This is a genomic window from Bradyrhizobium sp. 139 (assembly GCF_023074175.1).
In the GTDB taxonomy this organism is placed as follows: domain Bacteria; phylum Pseudomonadota; class Alphaproteobacteria; order Rhizobiales; family Xanthobacteraceae; genus Bradyrhizobium.
In genome coordinates, this window is the sequence record NZ_JADPKS010000103.1 from 20,713 (window position 1) to 45,986 (window position 25,274).

The following is a 25,274-nucleotide window of genomic DNA, read 5'->3' on the forward strand; positions in this document are numbered from 1 at the left end:
GCTAGCCGCCGGAAGGCGGCGGCAGGAAGTGGATGTTGAACTCGGCGGCCATCGCCAACACGTCCTCTGGCTTCTGTTCCTTCATGTTGTGAAGGCCCCAGAACAGGTCGAACAGCTTGCGGGTCGGCGACACCCAGAACAGCACTTTTGCGGTCTGCTCCGACTTGTTGAAGATGCCGTGCGGTACACCCATGCCAAGGCGGATCAGGTCGCCCGCGGCCGCCTGCGACTCCGAATTGCCGAGCATGAAATCAAGCTTTCCCTCGAGCATGTAGAGATACTCATCCTGGTCGGGATGGATGTGCGGCGGCACGAATGTGCCCGGCGGCAGTGTCGCGTGCCAGGAGAAGCTGTGCTCGGTATTGCTCTTCGGCACATAGGTCTGGCCGAGGATGTTCCAGGAAATGCCCTGGATCCCCTCATTGGCCCGTGTGATGCCGGTGATTTCGCTCTTCATTGTGATCCTCCCTCAACGCGACGTGCGGCTTAGTTCGCCGCCTTGCAGTCCTTGGCGTAGCGGTCGCCGTAGTTCTCAAAGACCTTCTGGACGATCTCGGTCTGGAATTTTCTGTCCGGGCGCTTGGCGACCTTTGTCAGGTAAAAGTCCTGGATCGGATAGCCGTTGGTGTTGAACTTGAAGGCGCCGCGCAGCGAGGTGAAATCGGCCTTCTTCAGGGCGGCCGCAACCGCGTCCTTGTTTGAGAGATCTCCTTTGACGGCCTTGATCGCGCTGTCGATCAGCATCGCGGCGTCATAGGCTTGGAAGGCGTAGGTGCCGGGCACGCCATTGTAGGCGGCCTCATAGGCGGCGACGAACTTCTTGTTCTGGGGATTGTCGAGATTGGGCGCCCAGTTCGCGCCGCCGAACATGCCGACCGCGGCGTCCTGCTGTGCCGGCAGGGTCGATTCATCGACGGTGAAAGCCGAGAGCACCGGAATGCTATCGGCAAGGCCTGCCTGCCGGTACTGCTTCACAAGATTGACGCCGAGGCCCCCCGGCATGAACGTGAAGAGCGCATCGGGCTTCTGCGATGAAATTTTTGAAAGCTCCGGTTGGAAGTCCAGCGTGTTCAGCGGCATATAGGATTCCTCGACGATCTCGCCCTTGTAGTCGAGCTTGAAGCCGGCAACCGAGTCCTTGCCGGCCTGGTAGTTCGGCACCATCAGATACATCCGCTTGTAGCCGCGATCCTGCGCCACCTTGCCGAGGATCTCGTGGACCTGATCGTTCTGGTACGACGTCACATAGAAGAACTGGTTACAGTCCTTGCCGGCAAAGGTTGACGGACCCGCATTGGGGCTGACCAGGAAGGTTTTCGATTCCGTGACGGGCCGGTGAATTGCCTGAAGAATGTTGGAGAAGATCGGGCCGACCACGAAGTCGACCTTGTCGCGCTCCAGAAGGCCTTTGACCTTGGTTACCGCTGCGTCCGGCTTCAATTCGTCGTCAACCACGACGACCTCGACATCGCGGCCGCCCATCTTGCCGCCGAGATCCTTCACCCCCAGCGCAAAGCCGTCGCGGACCTGTTGGCCAAGCGCGGCGGCGGGTCCCGACAGGGTCACGATCACACCCAGCTTGATCTTCTCCTGGGCGAGGGAAGGGCTCACCGCGGTGCCAAGCAGCAAGACGGCTGCGGCCAATGTCATTTGCGTCTTCATGATCTGTCCCCCGTGACGATCGGTCTTGCGCTGCAAGCCGCTACTCCAATCCAAGTTTATGCCGATGATTGCTGCCGCGGCAAGCAAAGCTCAAGGCGTCGTCATCCTGCGGGCAGCGGCGCATGCAAGCGCCGCGCCATTATTTGAAGCCTAAAGAAATCGGCATGCGGTCGATTGTTGCGGCTTTAGGGTTGCAGCCGGGCTCGATTTATTTGAAGCTCAAAACATTGGCAATCCGTGCCGGGCGCCAATGCCGGCCGTGAGTGACTGCATCAACATGCTCGATTCCGAGACCAAGGCCGTCGAAACTCCGGAGGATCACGCCGAAGAGCTGCGGCTGTGGCTGCGCCTCTTGACCTGCACGACTCTGATCGAGGGCGAAGTCCGCGGTCGCCTGCGACAGCGCTTCGACGTCACGCTGCCCCGGTTCGACCTGATGGCGCAGCTCGACAAGGCGCCCGACGGCATGACGCTGTCCGACGTCTCCAAGCGCATGATGGTATCCAACGGCAACGTCACCGGCCTCGTCGAACGTCTCGTGGAATCGGGCCATCTCGACCGGCGCACCTCTGAGACAGACCGCCGCGTCCAGGTGATCCGCCTCACAAAGCTGGGTCGCGCCGAGTTCCGCAGGATGGCTGCCGAGCACGAGACCTGGATTGCCGATCTCTTCGCCGACCTGACCCCGAAAGATGTCCGCGAATTGATGCGGCTCCTTGCCAAGACAAAGGCGTCGGCGCAGAAATCGGCCGGTCGCCGCCGGCCGTAGGTCCGCCAGCGGGACACTCCGCCAGCCCCACCTTGCCGCTGGAAAATGCGTGGGGTGCCCAAAATCCGCTATTGCGCCGAATTGCTTTAAGCCTAAAATGTTTCCCAGATAGTGCTGCCGGGTGCTTTCCATGCGCAAAGGAGCGTGCGATGGCCAACGCCGCCAAGGTTCAAGTGTCGGGCTCGGATGACGGCAACGCCGCGACGGCCCACGTCGATACATTCGCGCGGCAGCATCTGCCGCCGCGAGAGTTCTGGCCCGAATTCATCTTCACGCGGCCGGAGCTGCGCTATCCCCCGCGATTGAACTGCGTCAGCTATTTTGTCGACCGCTGGGTCGAGCAGGGCCACGGCGACGAGCCCTGCGTCATCAGTCCCGCCGTCAGCTACACCTATCGCGAGTTGCAAGCGCTCGTGAACCGCATTGCCAACGTGCTGGTTCGCAAGCTCGGTCTCGTAACCGGCGAACGCGTGCTGCTGCGCTCTGCCAACAATCCGATGATGGTCGCGACCTATCTCGCTGTGATCAAGGCTGGCGGCATCGTCGTGGCGACCATGCCGCTCTTACGCGCCAAGGAGCTGTCTTATCCGATCCAGAAGGCGGAGATCACGATCGCGCTTTGCGATGGAAAACTCTCAGAGGAGATAGAGAAGGCGAAAGCGGCGGCGCCCGGTCTCAAGCACGTGGTGTATTGGGGCAACGACGCCGGCGACTCGCTCGAGGCGCTGATGGTGGATGCAAGTGCTGAGTTCAAGGCGGTCGATACCGCCTCCGATGACATCTGCCTGATCGCCTTCACATCGGGCACGACGGGCGATCCCAAGGGCACCATGCATTTCCACCGCGACATGCTGGCGGTCTGCGACGGCTATGCGCACAACATCTTGAGGGCGGAGCAGAAGGATCGCTTTGTCGGTTCGGCGCCGCTCGCCTTCACTTTCGGATTCGGCGGCGTTCTGTTTCCGATGCATATCGGCGCTTCCTTCGTCGTGCTGGAGAAGACGACGCCCGATGACATCCTGACTGCGATCGAGCAGTACAAGACTTCGGTCTGCTTCACCGCGCCGACCGCTTATCGCGCCATGATCAGCAAGCTCGCAGGTCGAGACATTTCCTCGCTGCGAAAATGCGTCTCTGCCGGCGAGACCCTTCCCAAGCCGACATTCGATGCATGGCTGAATGCGACCGGCATCAAGCTGATGGACGGCATCGGTTCGACGGAGATGCTGCATATCTTCATCAGCGCGACCGAGGACGAGATCCGCCCCGGTGCGACGGGCAAGCCGGTACCGGGCTATGAGGCCAAGATCGTCGATGATGATGGAAATGTCCTGCCTCCTGGCGCGATGGGGCGGCTCGCCGTGCGCGGGCCGACCGGCTGCCGCTATCTCGCTGACGAGCGGCAGCGCAAATACGTCCAGAACGGCTGGAACATCACCGGCGATACTTATCTGATGGATAGCGACGGCTATTTCTGGTATCAGTCGCGCTCCGACGACATGATCGTGTCGGCCGGCTACAACATCGCGGGAACGGATGTGGAGGCGGCGTTGCTCACGCATCCATCCGTTGTCGAGTGCGGGGTCGTCGGTGCGCCTGACGATGCGCGTGGTATGGTCGTGAAGGCGTATGTCATTGCCGCACCCGGTGTGATGCCGGACGCTCAGCTCGCAGCCGAGTTGCAGGAGCATGTCAAACGTGAGATTGCGCCTTACAAATATCCGCGCGCGATCGAGTTCGTGACGCAACTGCCGAAGACCGAGACCGGTAAGTTGAAGCGATTTGCCCTGCGGCAATTGGCGCAGGCCGCAGTGACGTCTTCGGGCGTTGCGGCGGAATGAGAGAAGGATAGAGAATTGTCCGTGACGACGCCGAAAGGCTCTCACCTCGCGGTGCTGCCGACAGCAGCCGAGGACGAAATCGGCTCCAGGGCGCAGGTGCTCCAGCCGTCTGGCTGGCCGCTACCGAAAGGCTATGCCAACGGCCTGGCCGCCGTGGGGCGCATCGTCGTCACAGGCGGCGTGATCGGCTGGGATGCCGAGCAGCGTCTCGCGCAAGGCTTTGTCGGGCAGGTGCGCCAGACCCTGAGCAACATCGCCGAGATATTGGCGGAGGCTGGTGCACGGCCTGAGCACCTCGTGCGCCTGACCTGGTACGTGGTCGACATGGAAGAGTACCTGACGAACCTGAAGGAGCTCGGCAAGATCTACCGTGCCGCCTTCGGCACACACTATCCTGCGATGGCGCTGGTGCAGGTCGTCCGCCTCGTCGAGAAGGCGGCGCGCGTCGAGATCGAAGCCACCGCCGTCATTCCGCACTAATCTTCGTTCTGGCTGCGGCCAGCTTCAGCTCGCCTTGGCGAGATCGTCGTCCTCTGGAGAGTCCAGATAGACGCCCGACATGGTGTCGACCCAGCACAGATGGTCGTGCACCTTTTTCACGCCTTCGACGTTCTCGGCGGCCGCGGCCTGCCGCGCCCGTTGTTCCGTGATGACGCCGCTGAGGTGAACGATCCCGTCGCGGACGGCGGGAAACTGATTGGACCCAAGTCAAGCAGGGCTGGCCCGCACCTAGTCCTCGGGCCCCGAATTCGGCGCGAGGTCTGAAGAGCGGAAAGGCTTTGCCTTGTCCAGTCTCCGGTAGGCCGTCGAGGCAGTTCGCAACAGCATCTTCTCGCGCCTGCGGTTGAGGAAGCGAATGCCCGCCTCGGGGACGGCCTCGTTCAATGACACTGCCAGGGCTTGCCCTCGCGCATCGTCGTTCAGCTGCCCGAGGGACTTTTGCGCCTTGCGCAATTGCTTGAGGATCGACTTCTGTTTCGTGAGCAATTTGTCTGCGAACAGGTCCTCCAGCGACTCTATCGAATACGTCATTCGCTTGTTGAGAAGCCGCAGCTTGTGCCTCTTTTCGACGTTGAGCTTGCCGAGCTTCCGGGCTTGCTTGAGCAGTGTCTTTTCCCACTCGGTCAGCCGCGCTGTCGCGTGGTCTGCGAGTGAGCAGCGGCGTAGCCTGATGGCCTCCTTGCTCCGCCCGGTCGACCAGGGGCCGCTCTCGATCCAGGTCGCGGTTTGCTCGACCATGCGGCGATACCGTGCAGACTGCAACGCGCGCGCCAGCAGGCGGTGGCTCTCCGCGCGCTTTTCGTCCCAGTGCTGGAGCTCGGCAATCACGGCGAGTTCGTCGCCGCTCTCGGCGACGACGCGTTCGATCGCCACGTCGAGGTCCCGTACCATGCCGAGCTGGCTGTTCAGCCATTTCAGTTCGGCCCAGACCTTCGGCCGCAGCGCGTCGTCGACCATCGGCGAAAAGAAGCGAATCGCGGTGCGCAGATGCGTCAGCGCGATCCGGATCTGATGCAGCGCGTCGGGATCGCCGCGGCATGTGCCGTCGTGCTGGGCGAGGACGGCATCGAGGTGACGGCGGGCGATGATCCGGAACGCCGTATCGCAGGCCATGCGGGGGCTGAGTCGGCCGGGCAGAGCATTGCGCCGCGCCGCCGGCTTGGCGAGCGCGGCAGCCGTCGAGCTCGTGCTGGGTCGCGACATCCTTGCCCGCGCCAATCAGATTGCCTTATTTGCCGTCAGCGATCGCGTCCCGGCAGCTTTGGAGCGTCTGCTCTGGTGTCCCGGATGCATCGATGGTCGCCCAATCGACATGGCCGATATTATAGTGCTCTTGCTGCGCGGCAACCTCTTGCGTGGCGTCGGATGCATCTCCCCGGCGGCTTCCGATTCGCGCCTGCCGGGTCGCGAGGTCCGCAACCAGGAATAGGCCCTTAAGTGGCACGCCGCACGCGCGAGCCAGGGCGGCCACGTCGTCCCGTTCGGCCTCGCTTGCAAAGACGGCATCGACGATTGCAGAATGGCCTTGCGCCAGCACCTGCCGGGCGCGCTGCATCAGCGCCTCATAGACGCGCGCCGTGACCTCAGGCTGGTATGTGGACGGTGGCAGCCGCTCGGTGTGTCCCACCTGAAGCAATTGCTTGCGAATGACGTCGCTGCGCAGCACGACGGCGCCCGGTTGCGGCACCACGATGGGCGCCAGCGCGCGGGCGAGCACGGATTTTCCGGTGCCCGACAGTCCTCCAACCGCAATCAGCCGAGGGGCGGGGGGGAGGATCAACGCCCGAGCGAGCTCGAAATAGCGGCGCGCCTCATCGAGAATGTCGGAGCCCTCAGCATCGGGCTGCCTCAGCCGCGCCAGCGCCACCTGTGCGCGGATCGCCGCGCGAATGGACATGAAGAGTGGCAGTGCAGCCAGGGCATCGAGAGTTTCGTCGGGCGCCGTCATCAGATACTGGTTCAGGACGGCATTGGCCGCGACCGACTGGTCATGGCGCAGCAGGTCCATCAGCGTGAACGCAAGATCGTAGAGCACGTCCACAGTCGCCATTTGCGCGTCGAATTCGATCGCGTCGAACAGGACAGGCTGCCGGTCGATCAGCACGATATTGGCAAGATGCAAATCGCCGTGACAGCGGCGCACGAAGCCTTCGCTGGCGCGCTCCACGAGCGTGGCGCGGACGCGCAGGAGTGCCTGGTGTGAGGCTTCACCAAGCTGATCAACCTCGGCTGCCTCGAAATGATCACCGTTGCGCAGGCCGGTGCTGTTGCCATCGATCAGAGCAGGAATGGACGTAATCCACGCAGCGCCATCTGCGACCGGCGCTCTCGCATGCGATGCTGCGATCGCATCTGCGACGGCCGGGGCCAGCTCCACGTCCAGCGGGCCGGCCTTTGCCAGATGGTCCAGCGTCCGGTTTTCGTCCAAGCGGTACATGTCGACCGCATACTCGATCGGCCGACCGCGACCGTTGATCTTGATTGATCCATCCGGCTCCTCCGTGATCGCCACGACACCGTGATAGATTTGCGGCGCGAGCGGCCGGTTGATCCTGATCTCCTCTTCGCAGGCTGCCTTGCGCTTTTCGAGCGTCGAATAGTCGAGGAACGGAAACTTGACGGCCCGCTTGATCTTCAGCGCGTGTGTCCCGTCCAGAAGCACCGAAGCTGCGTGCGTGTCGATCCGCTTCACGCCGGGAGATGCGCTCAGAGTTTGGAAGATCCGTTCCTGGGTGGCAAAATCGTCCGTCATCTCTGCGAGCATTTCCAGATGCGTCTGCGGTCAGGCAACAGGCTAACCCTTAGGGGCGGACCGGGGCCAGTCCTTGTCTTCCATCAAGGCCTGTCGTCGCGCTACTGCGCGATGTTCCCCTGCCTTGAGGATCTCGGCCAAAGGCGGCCTATCTTGATCGGCAAGGAGAATCCCGATGCCCATCAAGGACGTCTTTCTGCCGCTTGTCGGCCAGCCGCGCGGGCCGGCCTTGTGGCGATCGAGAAATGCGTGGCTGCGACATCCGTCCGGGTGCTCACGGTGGCGGACGACCAGACCGATGCGATGGTGCAATCCGGAACCGCGCTCGTCGACCATCTGAGGGAACACGGGGTCTACGCCTCGTTTGAAACAGCGAGTGCTCGGAAGCTGGGCGAATTCCCACGCCGTGGATGCGATCATAATGGGTGCCTACCATCATTCGCGCCTGAACGAGCTCGTCTGGGGTGGTGTGACAAAGACCGTCATTGGCCAGCCACCGTGCTGGGTTATGATCTCGCACTAGGCTCATCGCCAGTCTATCGGCCTCATATTGATCCATCGGAACCGCCACGACCGGGCGCATTTGCTGTCATGTCCACCTATCGCCTGAAGAATCTGCTGTCGCCACATTCGGTCGCGCTCGTCGGCGCGAGTGCGCGCCCCGTCTCCGTGGGGCGTGCGGTGCTCGAGAACATCCGCAAGGCCGAATTCAAGGGACAACTCGGCCTCGTCAATCCGCGCCATGCCGAGATCGGCGGCGTCGCTGCGGTGAAGCGTCTGGACAGGCTGGACTTCGTGCCCGAGCTCGTGGTCATCACCGCGCCTGCGCGAGAGGTTCCCGGCATCATCGATCAGGCCGGACGTCGAGGCTCGGCCGGCGCACTGATCGTCTCGGCCGGACTCGGTCACGGACCGGGATCCCTGCACGAGGCCGCAATCGCCGCGGCACGCAAATACGGTATGCGGCTGATTGGGCCGAACTGCCTCGGAATCATGATGCCCGGCGTCAACCTCAATGCCAGTTTCGCCGCGCACATGCCCGGAGCGGGAAGTCTCGCGCTGATTTCCCAATCGGGCGCGATCGCCGCCGGCATGGTGGACTGGGCTGCGCAACGCGGCGCCGGCTTCTCCGGCGTTGTCACGATCGGCGATCAGATCGACGTCGATATTGCCGACCTGCTCGATTATTTCGCGATGGATCACAATACCCGCGCGATCCTGCTCTATATTGAAGCCATCAAGGACGCGCGCAAGTTCATGTCGGCGGCACGTGCAGCGGCGCGGGTCAAGCCGGTCGTCGTGGTGAAGTCCGGCCGCATGGCGCAGGGTGCGAAGGCGGCCGCCACCCATACCGGCGCGCTCGCGGGCGCCGACGCTGTCTATGACGCGGCGTTCCGCCGCGCAGGCGTTCTGCGGGTCTCCGATCTGCGCGAGCTGTTCGATTGCGCCGAGACGCTCGGCCGCGTCGAGTCGCCGACCGGAAAGCGCCTCGCTATCCTGACCAATGGCGGCGGCATCGGCGTCCTCGCCGTCGATCGATTGGTCGAGCTTGGCGGAATTCCCGCAGCCATGTCGACTGAGACGCGAAGCAATCTAGACGCGGTGCTGCCGCCGACCTGGTCCGGTGCCAATCCCGTCGACATCGTCGGCGACGCCGATGCCTCCCGCTACGCCGCGGCGCTGGAGGTGCTGCTCGCCGATCCCGGCAACGACGCGGTCCTGGTGCTCAACGTGCAGACCGCGATTGCCTCGGCCGCCGAGATCGCGACGACCGTGACCGAACGCGTCAGGACGTATCGCCGGGAGCATCGCAGTTGGGCCAAGCCGGTGCTCGCCGCCTGGGTCGGCGCCGACCGGGCCATCATCGAGACGCTGTCAAGTGCCTGCATCCCCAACTATCCGACCGAAGACGATGCGGTGCGCGGCTTCATGTATCTTGTCAGGCACCGCGAGGTCGTCGAGGAGCTCAGCCAGGTTCCTCCGATGATGCCGGATACGTTCGTGCCTAACGCCAAGGCCGCTAGGCAGATCGTGACCGCTGCGATTGCAGATGGCCGCAAATGGCTCGAGCCCGTCGAGATCAAGCACCTGCTCGAAGCCTATGATATTGCGATGGTACCGACTCATGCCGCGGCCGACGTCGAGCAGGCGGTCGCCTACGCTAGCGAGATGTTCACGCAAGGCGCCACAGTCGTGCTGAAAATCATGTCGCGCGACATCGTCCACAAGTCGGACGTCGGCGGCGTCGTCCTCAACCTGACCACGCCGGAGGGCGTACGCGCGGCTGCCACCGACATTCTCGCGCGTGCGAGGAAGCACCGTCCTGAAGCCCGCATTGAGGGCGTTATCGTGCAGGCGATGGTCGTCAAGGCGAAGACGCGCGAGCTGATCCTGGGTCTTGCCGACGATCCCACCTTTGGCACCGTCGTCGTCTTCGGCCGGGGCGGGACGGCGGTCGAGATCATCAACGACAAGGCACTGGCGCTGCCACCGCTCGATCTGCCGCTCGCCCGCGACCTGATCGGCCGCACGCGCGTATCACGGCTGCTGAATGCCTATCGGGACGTACCCGCCGTCGAGCAGGATGCCGTCGCGATGGTGTTGGTCAAGCTCGCCCAGATGGCGGCCGACGTTCCCGAGATCCGTGAATTCGATATCAACCCACTGCTTGCGGACGAGACCGGCGTGACCGCGGTCGACACCCGCGTCGCAGTGGGACGGCCGCAGCGGAAATTCGCTGGCTCCGGCCCGGCCAATTTCGCCGTCCGGGCCTATCCGTCGCAGTGGGAGCGCCGCCTGGCGCTGAAGGACGATTGGCAAATCTTCGTGCGGCCCTTGCGTCCCGAGGACGAGCCGACCATCCACGAATTCCTGCGTCACGTCACGGCGCACGACCTACGCCTGCGTTTCTTCGCGCCGATGAAGGAATTCACCCACGAGTTCATCGCGCGCCTGACCCAGCTCGACTATGCGCGCGCGATGGCCTTCATCGCATTCGACGAAGCCACCAGCGAGATGGTCGGCGTGGTCCGGCTCCATTCGGACTCGGTCTATGAGAGTGGCGAATACGCGATCCTGCTGCGGTCGGACCTCAAGGGCAGGGGGCTCGGATGGACCCTGATGCAGCTGATCATCGACTATGCGAAATCGGAAGGGTTGAAGGTCATCTCGGGCGACGTGCTCCAGGAGAACACCGTGATGCTCGAGATGTGCCGACAGCTTGGTTTTGAGGTGAAGCCGGATCCCGCCGAGCCTGATATTTGCGACGTCAGGCTGAAGCTCTGAGCGCGTCGCTAGGAGCGCGCTTCAGCCGAATTTGCAGCGGCGGAGTCCCGGGCCGTCGCTCGCAGGCTCTTGATGATGATCGCGATCAGCGGCACCAGCACCGGCACGACTGTGCTGAGCGGATGGTGGACTGCGGCTGGCACCTGGACCTGGAGCGCCCGCGCCTCGAGCTGTAAAGCTTCGATGGATGCGCCGTGAATTTCGTCGGCGAGTTCGATGTCGCGGCCGGATGGAGGACGGCCGGCAACGATGAAGAGAAACGCCGCGATGGCGAAATTGATGTCGGACACGGTTCCACTTCCGATGAGCCGCCGATCAATGACACTGGCCGTCTGCCGCAAATAATGCCCTCAAATAAGCTGGGAGGAGCATGATGCCTACGGATGCGTCGCTGCTGACCATTGCCGTCGTGGCGACTTTCGTCACTTCGCCGCAGCTCTGGCTTGGACGGACCGACAAACCAGCCCAAGCCGGCTCGACCCAGATTCCAAGCGCAAAGCTCGGAGATCATAGCCTCGTCTGGACGGCTATCGCCGACGCTCGTCCGGCCGGCTCCTGGCCGTTGGGCAGCGCCTCAACGCAATCGCGACTTGCGCCGCCTGCAACTCTGCATCGATCCACGTGCATCGCGCATCCTTCGGGTGCGACCTGCGAGCCCGGCCACGGCATTTTTGCGGCATTTGTCCAAAACCGCGCGCATGCTTTCCGGTTGAAAAGCCTGGCAACACTGACTACGCAGGAACTCCAGTGCCTCGTAGTCTTAGGAGCCCAGCGGCGTGCCTCAGGACAAGACCGGCGACCCCCGACAAGCTGCGGGCAACAAACTATCGGTGCTGCGCAAGCACCCGATCTTCGCGGATCTGGAGCCGGAAGCGCTCGATCAGCTCTGCCGCTACGCCAAGCACACCACCGTGAAGCGGGGCGCGACCATCGCCGCCAAGGGCGATCCCGGCAACAATTTGTTCGCGGTGATCAAGGGAACAGTGAAGATCTCCTCTTCGTCGCCTGACGGCCGGAACGCCCTTCTCAATCTGATCGGTCCGGGAGAAATCTTTGGCGAGATCGCGGTTCTCGACGGTGCGCCGCGCTCGGCCGACGCGACCGCCAACACCAATTGCGAACTCTACATCATCGACCGCCGTGACTTTCTGCCATTCGTGAAGAGCCAGCCAGCGCTGGCGATGAAGTTCATCGAGCTGCTCTGCGCGCGCCTGCGCTGGACCAGCCAGCAGGTCGAACAGGTGATCCTGCAGAACCTGCCGGGCCGGCTTGCGAGCGCACTGCTCGGTCTCACCGAAGAGCGCAAGCTCGACTCCGGCAGCGGCACGCTCGCCATCACGCAGCAGGAGATCAGCGAGATGGTGGGCATGACGCGCGAGAGCATCAACAAGCAATTGCGCGTCTGGGCCGGACGCAACTGGGTTCGCCTCGAGCACGGCGCGATCGTCGTGCTGGATATCGATGCGCTGCGCGGCCTCGCCGACAGCGGCCTCGACGGCTAGTGAGCCTCAGACCTGATTGTCGATGATGGCGACCGCTCGGGTCCAGCCTGCGGACGCTCGCTCGATCTTCACCGGGAAGCATGAGACCGTGAATCCGGTCGAAGGCAGCTTGTCGAGATTGTGCAGCTTCTCGAGATGGCAATAGCCGATGTGTCGTCCTGCCTTGTGGCCTTCCCAGATCAGGTCGGCATTTCTTGTTTCTGCATATTTCTTCGCGGTGTAGACGAACGGCGCGTCCCAGCTCCAGCCGTCGGTGCCGGTCAGCCGCACGCCGCGTTCGAGCAGATACATGGTGGCCTCATAGCCCATGCCGTATCCGGAGTTGACGTAATCGGCCTGGCCGAATTTGGCGCCGGCGCTGGTGTTGATGACGACGATCTCCAGCGGCGACAGCGTGTGCCCGATGCGCTTCAGCTCCTTCCCCGACATCGTCGGCGGTCGCCACGTACCCGTCAGGCAGATGCCGGAAATCGAGCTTCACGCCGGGCTGAAGGCACCATTCCAGAGGCACCTCGTCGATGGTCCATGACCGCTCGCCGCGGTTCATGGTCGGGTGGAAATGCCAGGGCGCGTCGAGATGCGTGCCGTTGTGGGTGGACAGCGAAACCTGTTCGACGGCCCAGCCCTGGCCATCCGGCAAATCCTGCGCCTTGAGCCCGTCGAAAAACTGCAGCATGCGCGGCAGGCCCTGCTGATGATCGATATATTGGATTGTCGGGTGATTGCCCGGCGGATCGGCCGTCACGTCGTTTCGGAGCGGCACGGAGATATCGATGAGCTTCCGTGGCATGGGCATTTCCTCAAAACGGACCGTTCTGTTTTGACGCATCTTGAGGGGGCCGCACCGGCAGCGTCAAGTAACGCGCCGGTGCGGGGGCTTTCGGAAAAAACCGTCCCCCCGCCGATTGCTTTCTCAGGGCGCCGTCAGGTCGATCGATGCAACTCCAGCATCGATCGATGCTGGATTTGGCTTGGACTCAGAATGCCGTCCGCCCTAGGGACGACATTGGCGACATCGCCCCCATGCAGCGCGTCGCATAGGACGGGGCGATCGTCTCGTCAGAACCTCAAAGCCGCAACCAATAGCGGCCGAGCACAAAACCAGAGGAACGTCCATGGATACAACGAGCATCGTCACCTCGCGTCCGGCATTGGCCGACGGCGAGGCGGGATTGCAGGGGACCGGTACTTGCCGCGCAGCTCCCGCCTGGGGTGGCGCGATGAAGTCGCGCTTTCCGGGGCGGAGATCATCAATCAGCCAAATCCGCTCGACTCCGTCACGCAATCCTACCAAGGTCGGTTGTAGCGCTTGACTTCGCACCTGAAGTGGAGCGACCCAAGGCGGCCCGCAGAAACTGCCCGACAACGACATAATCAACTCAGGAGGTAAGCCCAGATGAAGACACTCGTTGGTATCATCGCAGCCGCTGCACTGGCGGTCTCAGCGCCCCTGGCGACCGCACGCGATTTCCGCTCGGCCGACATCCACCCCGCCGATTATCCGACCGTCGAAGCCGTCAAATTTATGGGCAAGCAGCTCGCGACGGCGAGCGGCGGCAAGCTCGGCGTGAAGGTGTTTCCCAATGGAGCCCTGGGCTCCGAGAAGGACACCATCGAGCAGCTGAAGATCGGCGCACTCGACATGATGCGGATCAACGCATCGCCGTTGAACAACTTCGTGCCGGAAACCATCGCGTTGTGTCTGCCATTCATCTTCCGGGACACGCAGCACATGCGCACGGTCCTTGACGGGCCGATCGGCGACGAGATCCTGGCGGCCATGGAGCCCGCAGGATTGGTGGGCCTTGCCTATTACGACAGCGGCGCACGGTCCATTTACACCGTCAAGGCACCGGTCAAGTCGCTCGCGGACCTCAAGGGCCTGAAGATTCGCGTCCAGCAATCCGATCTGTGGGTCGGCATGATCCAGAGCCTCGGGGCCAACCCGACGCCGATGCCGTATGGCGAGGTCTATACCGCTCTCAAGACCGGCCTGGTGGATGCTGCCGAGAACAACTGGCCTTCCTACGAATCCTCGCGCCATTTCGAGGCCGCCAAGTTCTACAACGTCACTGAGCACTCCCTGGCGCCCGAAGTTCTCGTGATGTCCAAGAAGGTCTGGGACACGCTGAGCAAGGAGGATCAGGCGATGATCCGCAAGGCAGCCAAGGAATCGGTGCCGGTCATGCGCAAGCTCTGGGACGAGCGTGAGCAGGCGTCGCGCAAGATCGTCGAAGCCGCCGGCGTTCAGGTCGTTACGATCGCGAACAAGGCGGAATTCGTCGACGCGATGAAGCCGGTCTACGCGAAGTTCGCCGCTGATGAAAAGCTGCAGAGCCTCGTCAAGCGTATCCAGGACACGAAGTAAGACCGCAGCGTCGGGTCCGGCGGCGCCGCGAGGTGACACCGGACCCTTGCAAGGAGGCGCGGATGACAGACCCACACGTCGCAAGTCACGAGCAGGGCGCACCGGCACGCCCGTCGATCGGCTTGCTGTCCCGGATCAATGCCGTCGTCGCACGCGCGGGCATGTATCTGTCCGTGACCGGCCTGCTCGTCATCGTCACCATCGTGTTCTACCAGGTGTTCGGACGTTACGTGCTCAATTCCAGCCCGACCTGGACGGAGAACCTTGCTCTGGTCCTGATCCTGTATGTCACGCTGATCGGCGCCGCCGTCGGCGTGCGCGACGCCGGGCACATCGGCATGGATAGTTTGCTGGTGATGCTTCCGGATCACACCCGGGAGAAGATCGAACTCGTGATCCACGTTCTCGTGGCCGGGTTTGGTATTGCGATGGCGTACAATGGCTGGATACTCGGGGCGTCGGTCGGAACCGTGAAAATTCCCAATCTCGGCCTGCCTGAGGTCATCCGCTACGTACCGCTGATCGCATCGGGCGTCCTGATCGTCTCCTTTTCCATCGAGCACATCATTGCTCTCCTGCGCGGCGAGGAGGTCGTCCCCTCATGGAATTGATCATTCTCGGCGCCTCCTTCTTCGGCTTCCTGATCCTCGGCGTGCCGGTGGCCTTCGCGATCGGCCTCTCGGCGATTTGCACCATCCTCTACGAAGGCCTGCCGGTCGCCGTCATCTTCCAGCAGATGATGTCGGGGATGAACATCTTCTCCTTCCTTGCCATCCCGTTCTTCGTCTTCAGCGGAGAGCTGATGCTGCATGGCGGCGTCGCCGACAAGATCGTGCAACTTGCCAAGAATCTCGTCGGGCACATCCGCGGTGGGCTCGGCATGTCGAACGTGGTCGCCTGCACGCTGTTCGGCGGCGTATCCGGCTCGCCCGTGGCCGACGTCTCGGCGATGGGGGCCGTGATGATCCCCATGATGAAGAAGGAGGGCTTCGACACCGACTATGCCGTCAATGTCACCACTCATGCCTCGCTGGTCGGAGCGCTGATGCCGACCAGCCACAACATGATCATCTATGCCCTGGCCGCCGGCGGCAAGGTGTCGATCGGCGCGCTGATCGCCGCCGGCCTCCTGCCGGCGCTGGTGCTGATGGTGTGCATGCTGGTCGCCGCTTACGCAGTCGCGGTGAAGCGAGGCTATCCGGCCGGCAAGTTTCCGGGCTGGGCCGAGGTTTTTCGCTCGTTCGCGGCTGCTCTGCCCGGTCTGCTGATCGTCGGCATCATCCTGACAGGCATTCTGTCCGGCGTCTTTACTGCAACTGAATCCGCGGCCGTCGCGGTCACCTACACGATCCTGCTGACCTTCTTCATCTACCGTACCATGACTTGGAGCAACTTCCTGCGCGCAGCCGCGAAGGCGGTGAAGACGACGGGCGTGGTGCTGCTGCTGATCGGCGTCTCCACCATGTTCCAGTATCTGATGGGGCTCTACGAAGTGGCCGACCTTGCCGGCGAAATGATGAGCAAGGTGTCCTCGCAGCCCTGGGCCATCTTTCTGCTCATCAACGTCATCCTGTTCGTGCTCGGCACCTTCATGGACATGGCCGCGACCATCCTGATCTGCACCCCGATCTTCCTGCCGATCGCGATGAAGGCCGGCATGGATCCGGTGCAGTTCGGCATGCTGATGCTGATCAACTGCGCCCTGGGGCTGAACACCCCGCCGGTCGGAACAACGCAGTTCGTGGGCTGCGCCATCGGCGGCATCTCGGTGGGCGCGGTGATGCGCACCATCCTGCCGTTCTACGCCGCCCTGATCGCAGCTCTGATGTTCGTGACCTACGTCCCCGCTTTCTCGCTGTGGCTGCCTCGCCTGCTGATGGGCTACAAGGGATAGCAGCAACAGGGAGAATCTGTCCGTGACTGACTATCGCAAGCTCTTCGATCTCACCGGCAAGACGGCCGTGGTGCTCGGCGCCGCATCGGGCATCGGCAAATCGTCTGCGGAGGCGCTGGCCGGGCTCGGCGCCCGTGTCATTTGCGCCGATCGCGCGCTTGATGCTGCCGAAGCGACCGCCGCCGGCATTCGCGACAAGGGCGGCTGGGCCGAGGCTGCTCCGTGCGACGCCGCGAGCGCGGCGGAGGTCAATGCGCTGGCCAAAACCGTGATGCAGAAACTTTCGCGGCTCGACATCGCGGTGACGACGCCCGGGCTCAACATCCGCAAGACCATCCTCGACTACACCGAGGAGGATCTCGACCGCGTCCTTAACCTCAACGTCAAGGGCACGGTCTGGTTCTTCCAGGCCTTCGGCCGCATCATGGTCGAGCAGAAGGGCGGCAGCATCATTGCCTGCTCCTCGGTGCGCGCGGTGACGATCGAGCCGGGCCTTGGCGTCTACGGCTCGACCAAGGCCGCCATCGGCCTGCTGGTGAAGGGCTTTGCCTCCGAGGTCGGTCGCTCCGGCGTGCGCGTCAACGCGATCGCGCCGAGCATCGCGGAGACCGCGCTGACCGGGCCGTTCAAGCAACGTCCCGATATCTACAATCTCTACGCCGGCCACACCGTGTTCAACCGCTGGAGCAGCGCCGACGAGGTCGCCACCGCCGTCGCCTATCTCGCTTCGGATGCCGCAAGTTATGTCAGCGGTAGCACGCTGTTCGTCGACGGCGGCTGGACCGCCGTCGATGGCCCGCCGACCGGCCTCACCCAGTTGCAAAAATAGAGCGGCCACCCGTATCTAGCCGACAAAGCCCACGCGCTGGCGCAGCCCCTTCTGGTCCGCACCGGTCAGCAACGTGATCAGCGCGGCCGCCTCTTGCGGATGTGCGGCCCTCGCCGTCACGCCCGCCGTGTACATCGTCACGAGCTCGTAGCCCGGGGGCAGTGCCCCTGATAGCGCGATGCCGTCGGTCGCGATGATCTCGGTCGCTTGCGTACATCCGATCGGTCTCGTCGCGGTGGACGCCGCAAGCTCCCGCATCGCGGTCGCGCCATTCGGATAGATCTTGAGGCGGGAAGCAACCTCATAGGCGATGCCGAGCTGATCCAGCACCTTTGCGACGTGCTGTCCCGCCGTCGACGCTTTGATATCCGGAACGAAGATCGCATCGGCGCCCCGCAGCACCTCGCGCAAATCGGCTTCGGTCTTCACCGCCACTCTGGGATCGCGGCTGCGGACCGCCAGCGCGGTCTCGACCCGACCGATATCTGCGATCGAGGAGGAAATTACGAGTTGCTCCTCGGCAAGCTTTGCGAGCAGCGCCTTCGTCAGGATCACGAGGTCGGCCGGTGTGCTCGCGCGCAGCTTGTCGGCCATGATGCCGACCGCGCCGAATTCGCCGTCGATGCCGCAGCCGGTCTGCACCTTGAAGGAGTCGGTGAGGCCGCGCACCAGGCCTTGCGCCGCGCCGCCGCTCAAAATGCTCACTGTCGTCACGATGCAAGCTCCATGGCTGCAATGATCTTGTCGCGCGTGATGGGCAGGTCGCGCACGCGCGCGCCGAGGCAATCGAAGACCGCATTCGCGATCGCCGCGGTCACCGGGCCGTGGGCGGCTTCGCCGGCGCCGACCGGATCGATCTCCGGCCGCTGGATGATCTCGATATCCACCGCCGGCACCTCGCTGAAGGTCAGGATCGGATAGTCCGTCCAGGACGTCGATGTGATGCGCGTCCGGTCGAAGCGGACACGCTCCTTCAGCACCCAGCTCGTGGCCTGGATCGCGCCGCCCTCGATCTGGTTGATGATGCCATCCGGATTGACGGCCTCGCCGACATCGACCGCAAGCGTCAACCGTTTCACGCGGATGTCGTCTGCGCCTTCGATCTCGGCGATCGCGGCGCAATAGGCGCCCGTGTTCTTGTAACGGGCGAAGCCGACGCCATGGCCCACGCCGGATCGCTTTTGCGGCTTCCATGCGGCGCGTCTCGCCGCGGCGCGGATGACGTCCTTGGCACGCTCGTCGCGGAGATGCCGAAGGCGAAACGCGATCGGGTCCTCGCCGCGCAGGACGGCGATCTCGTCAAGCAGGGACTCGATGGCGAATACATTGCCCTGCGCGCCCAGGGTCCGCAGTGCCGAGGTGCGCACCGGCATCGTCAGCAGCCGGTGGCTCGTGATGGTCCAGGCCGGGAGATCATAGAGCGGGACGGAGTTACGGTCGCCGCCGCCGCCATTGGCCGCTGCCGGATTCGTCGAGATCAGGCGGGGATAAGGGTTCGCAATCTCGGATGCGGCCAGGAGCGCGGGCTGCGCCGCGCGTCCCGGCCGCGCGGCGTGACCGTTGCTCCTGATCGTATGGCGCCAGCCCACGATCTCCATGTCGGCATCGAGATCGGCCTCGATCTGGATCGCCATGGCCGCGCCGAATGGCGCGTGAGACATCTCGTCATGGCGCGACCACTGCACCCGAACCGGACGGCCACCGGCGGCTTTGGCCAGCAGCACGGCATCGAGTGCGACGTCATCGGCCGCATTGTGTCCGTAGCAGCCGGCGCCCTCCATATGCTCGACGACGATGTTCTCGGCCGGCAGCTCGAGCACGATCGCGAGATCGGCGCGCAGCAGGTAGACACCCTGGCTATGCGTCCAGACATGGACGCGATCACCGTCCCATTGCGCCATGGCGCAGGACGGCGCGATCGAGGCATGTGCGATGTAGGGACGGGTGTATTGCCGGCGGAGGATGCGCGCAGCTTTCTTGGTGGTTGTCGCTGTTCTGGTGTCGATGACGGTCGTTTCGACCGGCTGGCGCTTCAGGAAGCCCGCGAGATCGTCTTCGTCGGGCAGCGGCTCGCCGGCCGACCATGTTGCGCCCTTGCGCAAGGCTTTCAGTGCAGCTTCCGCCGCAGCCTCGCGCTCGGCAACCACGCCGGCAAAGCCGCCGTCGCGGACAATCGCGACGAGGTCGGGAACGGCGCGCGCAGCCGTCTCGTCGAGCGCGATCAGTTTGGCGCCCGAGATGTCAGGCCGCAGCACCCGTCCGTGCACCAGGCCCGGCAGTGCACAATCGTGAATGAAGCGCGGCCGCGCGAACACCTTGTCGGGAACGTCGACCCGCTGGACCGAATGTCCTGCCACACCGCGTGTGGCAGCGGCCTTCGCCACAGCGCCCGCGGTGGCGTCGTGGTCCAGGGAGATATCGCCAGCCAGTTCCCAATAGCTGGTCCTGACGTTGCCTGGACCCGAGATCGTGCCGTCGTCGACATCGAGCAGCGATGCATCGACGCCGAGACGTTCAGATGCTGCAGCGATGAAGCGCTGGCGCACCTCGGCACAGACGTGCCGCAGCGCGCGGCCGGATTGCTGGATCGACAGGCTGCCCGAAGTGACGCCTTCGTTCGGGCTGGTCGCCGTCGAGGCGCGGATCATCTCGATCCGGATGATATCCACATCGAGCTCGTCCGCCGCGATCTGCGCCAGCGCCGTGACGATGCCCTGGCCGATCTCGACCTTGCCGGGCGAGATCGCCACACGGCCTTCGCCGGTGAACTTCACCCACGATGACAGTTTTGGATTCGCCATGAGGCTGACCGGCAGTTTCGGGGCAGGGGACGGCGCGCTCATGACGGCGCCATCTCCGCTGCCGCGCGCAGCACGGCGCGGACCATGCGATTATGCGATCCGCAGCGGCACAGATTGCGATCGAGCGCCGCTCTGACCTCGGCCTCCGTCGGCGACGGATTGCGCTTCAGCAGCGCCGCCGCGCTGATCAGGATCCCCGAGACGCAATAGCCGCACTGCATCGCCTGTTCGGAGATGAAGGCGCGTTGCAGCGGATGCGGTTGCTCGGCCGTGCCGAGACCTTCGACCGTGACCACGTCCTTGTCCGTGACCGACCACATCGGCATGTCGCAGGAGGCCATCGCGCGGTCGCCGACCATGACATAGCAGGCGCCGCATTCGCCGGCCCCGCAGCCGAAATGCGAACTGGTGATGCCGAGCCGGGCGCGCAGCACATCAAGCAGGGTGTGATCCGGATCGGCATCCAAGGCTATGGCCGCGCCGTTGAGCTGGAATTGAATGATGGGCATTGTTGATCTACGGCCTCAGGACTTGTCGAATTTCTTGACGACATCGGCCCATTTCTCGATATCGCCGCGCAGGAATTTTTCGAACTGCTCCGGCATCATTGACATGGGGACGGCGCCCTGCTCGGTCCAGAGCTTGACGATGTCCGGCCGCTTCACCATCGCATTCACGGCGGCATTGAGATTGTCGATGACCGGTTTGGGCGTGCCGGCCGGTGCCATCAGGCCGAGCCAGATCGTTGCCTCATAGCCGGACACACCGGCCTCGCCAGCGGTCGGCACGCCGGGCAGCACCGCGGAGCGCTGCTTGCCGGTGGTCGCGAGCGCGCGGACGTGGTTCTCGCCGATGTTCGGTGCCATCGCCGGGACCGCATCGATCATCATCTGCACCTGTCCACCGATCACACCGCTGCGCGCCTCGCCGCTGTTGCGGTAAGGTACGTGGACCACGTCGATGCCGGCCATGGCTTTGAATAGCTCGCCCGCCATGTGATAGGGCGTGCCCTGGCCGGAGGAGGCGTAGTTCAGCTTGCCTGGCTGCGATTTGGCGAGCGCGATGAACTCCTGCAGCGTCTTCGCTGCAACCTGCGAGTTCACCACGATGACGAGATCGGAGTAGTTCACCGGGGCGATCGGCGTGAGGTCGCGCATCAGCTCGTATTTGCGCTTGTCCGGCGTCAGCAGCGATTCGTTCGCGGTCTGGGTGTTGGACATCATCAACAGCGTGTAGCCGTCGGCCGGCGACTTCGCCGCTTCGACCGTGCCGATGACGCCGCCGGCACCGGTGCGGTTCTCGATCACGAAGGGCTGGCCAAGGCTCTCCTGGAGCACGTTGCCGATCAACCGGGCCGCGACGTCAGCCGGGCCGCCGGCGCCGAAGGGCACGATGATCCGCACCGCGTGCGCGGGATAATCCTGTGCGAATGAGGGGGCTGCGGAGAATGCGCCGAGCAGGCCGGCGAGCGCCAGCATCAATCTTCGGGCCGTCATGCCCACCTCCCTGTTGTCGTTCTTGTTAGCCGGCAATGTAGCGGCTGGAGATGCGGACTGTCGACGGCTCACAAAGCCGATCGTGTGAGGAATATCGGGCGGCTTTCGGTGTGTCCGCACCGCTCTTCGCGGTCGCGGCAGGAACCGGCAGCGCACGTGATCTGAGCAAATCGCATGGGCATTGCCGGATAAATGCCCTCGGCTGGCCGGTATTTTGGTGTTAGGAACTGGGACATGAACCAGCACGCCAAGATCGAAATCCGCCATTCGACCTGTCCGCATGATTGCCCATCGGCCTGCGCTCTCGATGTCGAGGTGGTCGAAGGCCGCAGCATCGGCCGCGTCCGAGGTTCGAAAAAGCAGACCTACACGGCTGGCGTCGTCTGCGCCAAGGTCGCCCGTTACGCCGAGCGCATCCATCACCCCGAGCGGCTGATGTATCCGATGCGCCGCACCGGGCCGAAGGGCTCCGGGCAGTTCGCGCGGATTTCCTGGGACGAGGCGCTGGACGAGATCGCGGATCGCTTCAATCAAGCCGAGCGCGCGTTCGGCGCGGAATCGATCTGGCCCTATTACTACGCCGGCACGATGGGGCTGGTGATGCGCGACGGCCTCAATCGCCTCACGCATGTGAAGAAATATTCGCGCTTCTATCAGACCATCTGCGCCAATGTCGGGCGCATCGGGTTCGCGATCGGCACCGGCAAGATTGCCGGCGTCGATCCGCGCGAGATGGCGCGCTCCGACCTCGTGGTGATCTGGGGCACCAATCCCGTCAACACGCAGGTCAATGTGATGACGCACGCCGCGCGTGCGCGCAAGGAGCGCGGCGCCAAGATCGCGGCGGTCGACATCTACGATAACGAGACCATGAAGCAGGCTGATATCAAGGTCATCCTGCGGCCCGGCACCGACGGCGCCTTCGCGTGCGGCGTGATGCATGTCCTGTTCCGCGATGGCTACGCCGACCACGCCTATATGGACAAATACACCGACTGCCCTGATGAGCTCGAGGCGCATCTGAAAGCGCGCACACCGGAATGGGCGTCCGCGATCTCGGGCGTGCCGGTGTCCGAGATCGAGGCCTTTGCGAAACTGGTCGGCGAGGCCAAGCGGACCTTCTTCCGGCTCGGCTACGGCTTCACTCGCTCGCGCAATGGCGCCACGCAAATGCATGCGGCGCTCTGCGTTCCCGCGGTGACCGGCGCTTGGCAATATGAAGGCGGCGGCGCCTTCTTCAACAATTACGCGCTGTGGCACTTCAACGAATCCATCATCGAGGGCCATGACGCGATCGATAGGGCCACGCGCGCGCTCGACCAGTCGCAGATCGGCCGCATCCTCACCGGCGATGCCGAGGCCCTGCACGGCAAGGGTCCGATCAAGGCGATACTGATCCAGAACACCAATCCGATGACGGTGGCACCGGAGCAGGCGCTGGTCCGGAAGGGTTTTTCGCGCGAGGATCTGTTCGTCGCGGTGCACGAGCAGTTCATGACCGAGACGGCTGAGATGGCCGACATCGTGCTGCCGGCGACCATGTTCATGGAGCATGACGATCTCTATTACGGCGGCGGCCATCAGCACATCTCGGTGGGTCCGAAGCTGATCGATCCGCCCGGCGAATGCCGCTCCAACCACGAGGTCATGCAGGCGCTGGCGCCGCGGCTCGGCGCCAAGCATCCGGGTTTTGAGATGACACCGCGCGAACTGATCGACGCAACCCTGAAGCTGAGCGACCACGGCGATATCGCCGGCCTCGAAGCTGATCTCTGGCGCGACCTGCAACCGGACTTCCGCACCGCGCATTATCTCGACGGTTTCGCCCATGCGGACAAGAAATTCCACTTCAGGGCGGATTGGGCGCATCCCCCGTTCGGCCAGACGATGGGCGATTTCGACAAGATGCCGTCGTTGCCGGACCATTGGGCGGTGATCGAGCATACTGATCAAGCCCATCCGTTCCGGCTGGCGACCAGTCCCTCGCGCAGCTTCCTCAACACTACTTTCAACGAGACCCCGTCCTCGCAGGCGCGCGAGGGCAGAGCGAGCGTGATGATCCATCCCCTGGATGCGGCCCCACTCGACATCGCCGACGGCGATGCGGTGACGCTTGGCAATTCCCGCGGCGAGACCATGCTGATTGCCACACTGTTCGAGGGCGTGCGGCGTGGCGTGCTGATTGCGGAATCCGTTCATCCGAACAAGAACCATATCGGTGGCCGCGGCATCAACATGCTGACCGGAGCGGATACGATCGCGCCGATCGGCGGGGCTGCATTCCACGACAACAAGGTCTGGGTCCGGAAAGCGGTCTCGGCCTAAGGCGCGCTTGCGCTTCGATCGCCGGCAAATTTGTGTCGAGGCGCTAAAGCGGCGCCTCGCTGCAGATTGCCCTTGCGCCTGCCGCACGAGCTGCCGCAAATGGCTGCCAAACGGGAGCAAGGAAGCGAGCGTGCCATGAGCGAAACCACAGCAATCATCACCGAAAAGCGTGGGCAGGCGTTCTGGATCACCATCAATCGGCCGGAGAAACGCAACGCGCTGAACGGCGAGGTCATCGCCGGCATCACCAAAGGCTATCGCGACGCGCATGACGACAAGGACGTCCGCGTCATCGTGCTGACGGGTACGGGCGACAAGGCGTTCTGCGCCGGCGCCGATTTGCAAAATTCCGCCGCGGCTTTTGCGATGGACCATTCCAAGCCGAATGTCGATTATGCCGATCTGCTGCGGTTGTCGCAGAATGCGACAAAGCCGGCGATTGCGCGCGTTGGTGGCGTCTGCATGGCCGGCGGCATGGGCCTGTTGTGCATGACCGACATGGCGATTGCTGCCGAACACGTCGTCTTCGGTCTGCCAGAGGTGAAGGTCGGCGTATTCCCGATGCAGGTGCTGAGCCTGTTGCAGAGCATCGCGCCGCCCCGCCTCGTCAACGAATGGGCGCTCACGGGCGAGCCGTTCGACGCGAAAGCGGCGCAAGGAGCGGGCCTCCTGAATTACGTTGTTCCGACATCCGAGTTGGATACGAAGGTCGATTGGTTGATCGGCCGCATCGTCGACAAATCCCCGACCGCGATCCGCCGCGGCAAATATGCCATGCGCGCCATTGCCTCGATGTCGTTCGACGAGAGCATCGCCTACACCGAAAGCCAGATCGCGTTGCTGGCGATGACCGAGGACGCCAAGGAGGGCCTGAAGGCGTTCGGCGAGAAGCGCAAGCCGGTCTGGACTGGACGGTAAGGGGGCGCTCCTCTCGTGTCCCGGACGCGGCGCAACGCCCTCGCGTTGTGCCGCAGAGCCGGGACCCAGAAGGCGATACGATAGAATGTGGCGAGATGGGCCCCGGCTCTGCAGCGCATCGCCGAAGAGGCGCTGCGCTGCGTCCGGGGCACGAGAGTGGAATTCGATCCGTCCTGATTCCATTTTCAAACAGCGGACGCAGCTTCGCCTTCTCGCGGCGCATTCCGCCCGAGGTTTGCGCTTCGCTTCACGCCCCCTCCAAGAAAGGGCGCAGGGAAGGCCGGGTGCCGGCTGGCACCCGTAAGACCCCCGTGCGAGAATATCGCACACG

The 25,274-nt window shown here is 63.6% G+C and carries 19 protein-coding genes and 4 pseudogenes; 12 read left to right on the forward strand and 11 right to left on the reverse strand.

Annotated features, from left to right (window positions below):
- Position 1: 1 nt before the first annotated feature.
- The gene (locus tag IVA80_RS22595; protein WP_247435435.1) at positions 2-457 is read right to left on the reverse strand and encodes a cupin domain-containing protein; all 456 of its coding nucleotides are present in this window, start codon (positions 455-457) and stop codon (positions 2-4) included.
- Positions 458-486: 29 nt separating this feature from the next.
- Positions 487-1,662: an ABC transporter substrate-binding protein gene (locus IVA80_RS22600; protein WP_247435438.1), complete on the reverse strand. Its 1,176-nt coding sequence runs from the start codon at positions 1,660-1,662 to the stop codon at positions 487-489.
- Between the two features lie 250 nt (positions 1,663-1,912).
- On the opposite strand from IVA80_RS22600, the gene IVA80_RS22605 reads away from it, so the two are divergent.
- The 3 genes from IVA80_RS22605 to IVA80_RS22615 all read left to right on the forward strand — a co-directional run bounded on the left by IVA80_RS22605 (position 1,913) and on the right by IVA80_RS22615 (position 4,752).
- Positions 1,913-2,431, forward strand: coding sequence for a MarR family transcriptional regulator (locus IVA80_RS22605; protein ID WP_247435442.1), 519 nt, complete (start codon positions 1,913-1,915; stop codon positions 2,429-2,431).
- Positions 2,432-2,580: 149 nt separating this feature from the next.
- The gene (locus IVA80_RS22610) at positions 2,581-4,272 is read left to right on the forward strand and encodes a benzoate-CoA ligase family protein (RefSeq protein ID WP_247435445.1); all 1,692 of its coding nucleotides are present in this window, start codon (positions 2,581-2,583) and stop codon (positions 4,270-4,272) included.
- A 15-nt stretch (positions 4,273-4,287) separates the two neighbouring features.
- Positions 4,288-4,752 (forward strand): RidA family protein, encoded by a 465-nt coding sequence (locus tag IVA80_RS22615; protein ID WP_247435448.1) that lies wholly within the window; start codon positions 4,288-4,290, stop codon positions 4,750-4,752.
- Between the two features lie 24 nt (positions 4,753-4,776).
- On the opposite strand, the pseudogene IVA80_RS22620 reads toward IVA80_RS22615, so the two are convergent.
- From IVA80_RS22620 to IVA80_RS22630, 3 genes and pseudogenes are all read right to left on the reverse strand, one after another.
- Positions 4,777-4,956 (reverse strand): annotated as a pseudogene (locus IVA80_RS22620) (BON domain-containing protein); the annotation flags it as partial.
- 45 nt (positions 4,957-5,001) lie between these two features.
- Complete coding sequence (locus tag IVA80_RS22625) at positions 5,002-5,976, reverse strand: CHAD domain-containing protein (RefSeq protein WP_247435451.1); 975 nt, start codon at positions 5,974-5,976, stop codon at positions 5,002-5,004.
- Positions 5,977-6,001: 25 nt separating this feature from the next.
- The gene (locus IVA80_RS22630; RefSeq protein ID WP_247435453.1) at positions 6,002-7,525 is read right to left on the reverse strand and encodes a bifunctional aminoglycoside phosphotransferase/ATP-binding protein; all 1,524 of its coding nucleotides are present in this window, start codon (positions 7,523-7,525) and stop codon (positions 6,002-6,004) included.
- 252 nt (positions 7,526-7,777) lie between these two features.
- Between IVA80_RS22630 and IVA80_RS22635 the strand changes: the two are divergent.
- Positions 7,778-8,048: pseudogene (locus IVA80_RS22635) on the forward strand (universal stress protein); the annotation flags it as partial.
- Between the two features lie 68 nt (positions 8,049-8,116).
- Positions 8,117-10,810 (forward strand): bifunctional acetate--CoA ligase family protein/GNAT family N-acetyltransferase, encoded by a 2,694-nt coding sequence (locus IVA80_RS22640; protein WP_247435456.1) that lies wholly within the window; start codon positions 8,117-8,119, stop codon positions 10,808-10,810.
- A gap of 8 nt (positions 10,811-10,818) precedes the next feature.
- On the opposite strand, the pseudogene IVA80_RS22645 reads toward IVA80_RS22640, so the two are convergent.
- A pseudogene (locus tag IVA80_RS22645) lies at positions 10,819-11,091 on the reverse strand (phage holin family protein); the annotation flags it as partial.
- 495 nt (positions 11,092-11,586) lie between these two features.
- Between IVA80_RS22645 and IVA80_RS22650 the strand changes: the two are divergent.
- Complete coding sequence (locus IVA80_RS22650) at positions 11,587-12,312, forward strand: Crp/Fnr family transcriptional regulator (RefSeq protein ID WP_247435462.1); 726 nt, start codon at positions 11,587-11,589, stop codon at positions 12,310-12,312.
- 6 nt (positions 12,313-12,318) lie between these two features.
- On the opposite strand, the pseudogene IVA80_RS22655 reads toward IVA80_RS22650, so the two are convergent.
- Positions 12,319-13,102: pseudogene (locus IVA80_RS22655) on the reverse strand (cyclase family protein).
- 606 nt (positions 13,103-13,708) lie between these two features.
- Between IVA80_RS22655 and IVA80_RS22660 the strand changes: the two are divergent.
- From IVA80_RS22660 to IVA80_RS22675, 4 genes are all read left to right on the forward strand, one after another.
- Positions 13,709-14,680, forward strand: coding sequence for a TRAP transporter substrate-binding protein (locus tag IVA80_RS22660; protein ID WP_247435465.1), 972 nt, complete (start codon positions 13,709-13,711; stop codon positions 14,678-14,680).
- A gap of 62 nt (positions 14,681-14,742) precedes the next feature.
- Positions 14,743-15,291 (forward strand): TRAP transporter small permease, encoded by a 549-nt coding sequence (locus IVA80_RS22665; RefSeq protein WP_247435467.1) that lies wholly within the window; start codon positions 14,743-14,745, stop codon positions 15,289-15,291.
- A complete protein-coding gene (locus tag IVA80_RS22670) occupies positions 15,282-16,574 on the forward strand; it encodes a TRAP transporter large permease (RefSeq protein ID WP_247435470.1) in 1,293 nt (430 codons plus the stop codon). The genes IVA80_RS22665 and IVA80_RS22670 overlap by 10 nt, the downstream gene beginning before the upstream one ends.
- 22 nt (positions 16,575-16,596) lie before the next feature.
- Complete coding sequence (locus tag IVA80_RS22675; RefSeq protein WP_247435473.1) at positions 16,597-17,403, forward strand: SDR family oxidoreductase; 807 nt, start codon at positions 16,597-16,599, stop codon at positions 17,401-17,403.
- A gap of 15 nt (positions 17,404-17,418) precedes the next feature.
- Here IVA80_RS22675 and IVA80_RS22680 read toward each other — a convergent pair whose 3' ends face one another.
- The 4 genes from IVA80_RS22680 to IVA80_RS22695 are packed head-to-tail and all read right to left on the reverse strand — an operon-like array spanning position 17,419 to position 21,700.
- Complete coding sequence (locus IVA80_RS22680) at positions 17,419-18,117, reverse strand: substrate-binding domain-containing protein (RefSeq protein ID WP_247435476.1); 699 nt, start codon at positions 18,115-18,117, stop codon at positions 17,419-17,421.
- Complete coding sequence (locus IVA80_RS22685) at positions 18,114-20,246, reverse strand: molybdopterin cofactor-binding domain-containing protein (RefSeq protein WP_247435479.1); 2,133 nt, start codon at positions 20,244-20,246, stop codon at positions 18,114-18,116. Before IVA80_RS22685 ends, IVA80_RS22680 begins: the two co-directional genes overlap by 4 nt.
- Positions 20,243-20,713 (reverse strand): (2Fe-2S)-binding protein, encoded by a 471-nt coding sequence (locus IVA80_RS22690; protein WP_247435482.1) that lies wholly within the window; start codon positions 20,711-20,713, stop codon positions 20,243-20,245. The genes IVA80_RS22685 and IVA80_RS22690 overlap by 4 nt, the downstream gene beginning before the upstream one ends.
- Positions 20,714-20,728: 15 nt before the next feature.
- Positions 20,729-21,700 (reverse strand): tripartite tricarboxylate transporter substrate binding protein, encoded by a 972-nt coding sequence (locus IVA80_RS22695; RefSeq protein ID WP_247435485.1) that lies wholly within the window; start codon positions 21,698-21,700, stop codon positions 20,729-20,731.
- A gap of 234 nt (positions 21,701-21,934) precedes the next feature.
- Here IVA80_RS22695 and IVA80_RS22700 point away from each other — a divergent pair, with 234 nt between their 5' ends.
- Together IVA80_RS22700 and IVA80_RS22705 are read left to right on the forward strand one after the other, a co-directional pair.
- Positions 21,935-24,025 carry a molybdopterin-dependent oxidoreductase gene (locus IVA80_RS22700; RefSeq protein WP_247435489.1) on the forward strand — a complete coding sequence of 697 codons (2,091 nt, stop codon included), beginning with the start codon at positions 21,935-21,937 and terminating at the stop codon, positions 24,023-24,025.
- 135 nt (positions 24,026-24,160) lie between these two features.
- Positions 24,161-24,943, forward strand: coding sequence for an enoyl-CoA hydratase/isomerase family protein (locus tag IVA80_RS22705; protein ID WP_247435494.1), 783 nt, complete (start codon positions 24,161-24,163; stop codon positions 24,941-24,943).
- The last annotated feature ends 331 nt before the right edge of the window (positions 24,944-25,274 follow it).

What these genes read in the sequence shown, in the direction of transcription:
- IVA80_RS22595 (WP_247435435.1), bottom strand. Translation starts at nt 457, where the DNA reads ATGAAGAGCGAAATCACCGGCATCACACGGGCCAATGAGGGGATCCAG.
- IVA80_RS22600 (WP_247435438.1), bottom strand. Translation starts at nt 1,662, where the DNA reads ATGAAGACGCAAATGACATTGGCCGCAGCCGTCTTGCTGCTTGGCACC.
- IVA80_RS22605 (WP_247435442.1), top strand. Translation starts at nt 1,913, where the DNA reads ATGCCGGCCGTGAGTGACTGCATCAACATGCTCGATTCCGAGACCAAG.
- IVA80_RS22610 (WP_247435445.1), top strand. Translation starts at nt 2,581, where the DNA reads ATGGCCAACGCCGCCAAGGTTCAAGTGTCGGGCTCGGATGACGGCAAC.
- IVA80_RS22625 (WP_247435451.1), bottom strand. Translation starts at nt 5,976, where the DNA reads ATGTCGCGACCCAGCACGAGCTCGACGGCTGCCGCGCTCGCCAAGCCG.
- IVA80_RS22630 (WP_247435453.1), bottom strand. Translation starts at nt 7,525, where the DNA reads ATGACGGACGATTTTGCCACCCAGGAACGGATCTTCCAAACTCTGAGC.
- IVA80_RS22640 (WP_247435456.1), top strand. Translation starts at nt 8,117, where the DNA reads ATGTCCACCTATCGCCTGAAGAATCTGCTGTCGCCACATTCGGTCGCG.
- IVA80_RS22660 (WP_247435465.1), top strand. Translation starts at nt 13,709, where the DNA reads ATGAAGACACTCGTTGGTATCATCGCAGCCGCTGCACTGGCGGTCTCA.
- IVA80_RS22665 (WP_247435467.1), top strand. Translation starts at nt 14,743, where the DNA reads ATGACAGACCCACACGTCGCAAGTCACGAGCAGGGCGCACCGGCACGC.
- IVA80_RS22670 (WP_247435470.1), top strand. Translation starts at nt 15,282, where the DNA reads ATGGAATTGATCATTCTCGGCGCCTCCTTCTTCGGCTTCCTGATCCTC.
- IVA80_RS22685 (WP_247435479.1), bottom strand. Translation starts at nt 20,246, where the DNA reads ATGAGCGCGCCGTCCCCTGCCCCGAAACTGCCGGTCAGCCTCATGGCG.
- IVA80_RS22690 (WP_247435482.1), bottom strand. Translation starts at nt 20,713, where the DNA reads ATGCCCATCATTCAATTCCAGCTCAACGGCGCGGCCATAGCCTTGGAT.
- IVA80_RS22695 (WP_247435485.1), bottom strand. Translation starts at nt 21,700, where the DNA reads ATGACGGCCCGAAGATTGATGCTGGCGCTCGCCGGCCTGCTCGGCGCA.
- IVA80_RS22700 (WP_247435489.1), top strand. Translation starts at nt 21,935, where the DNA reads ATGAACCAGCACGCCAAGATCGAAATCCGCCATTCGACCTGTCCGCAT.
- IVA80_RS22705 (WP_247435494.1), top strand. Translation starts at nt 24,161, where the DNA reads ATGAGCGAAACCACAGCAATCATCACCGAAAAGCGTGGGCAGGCGTTC.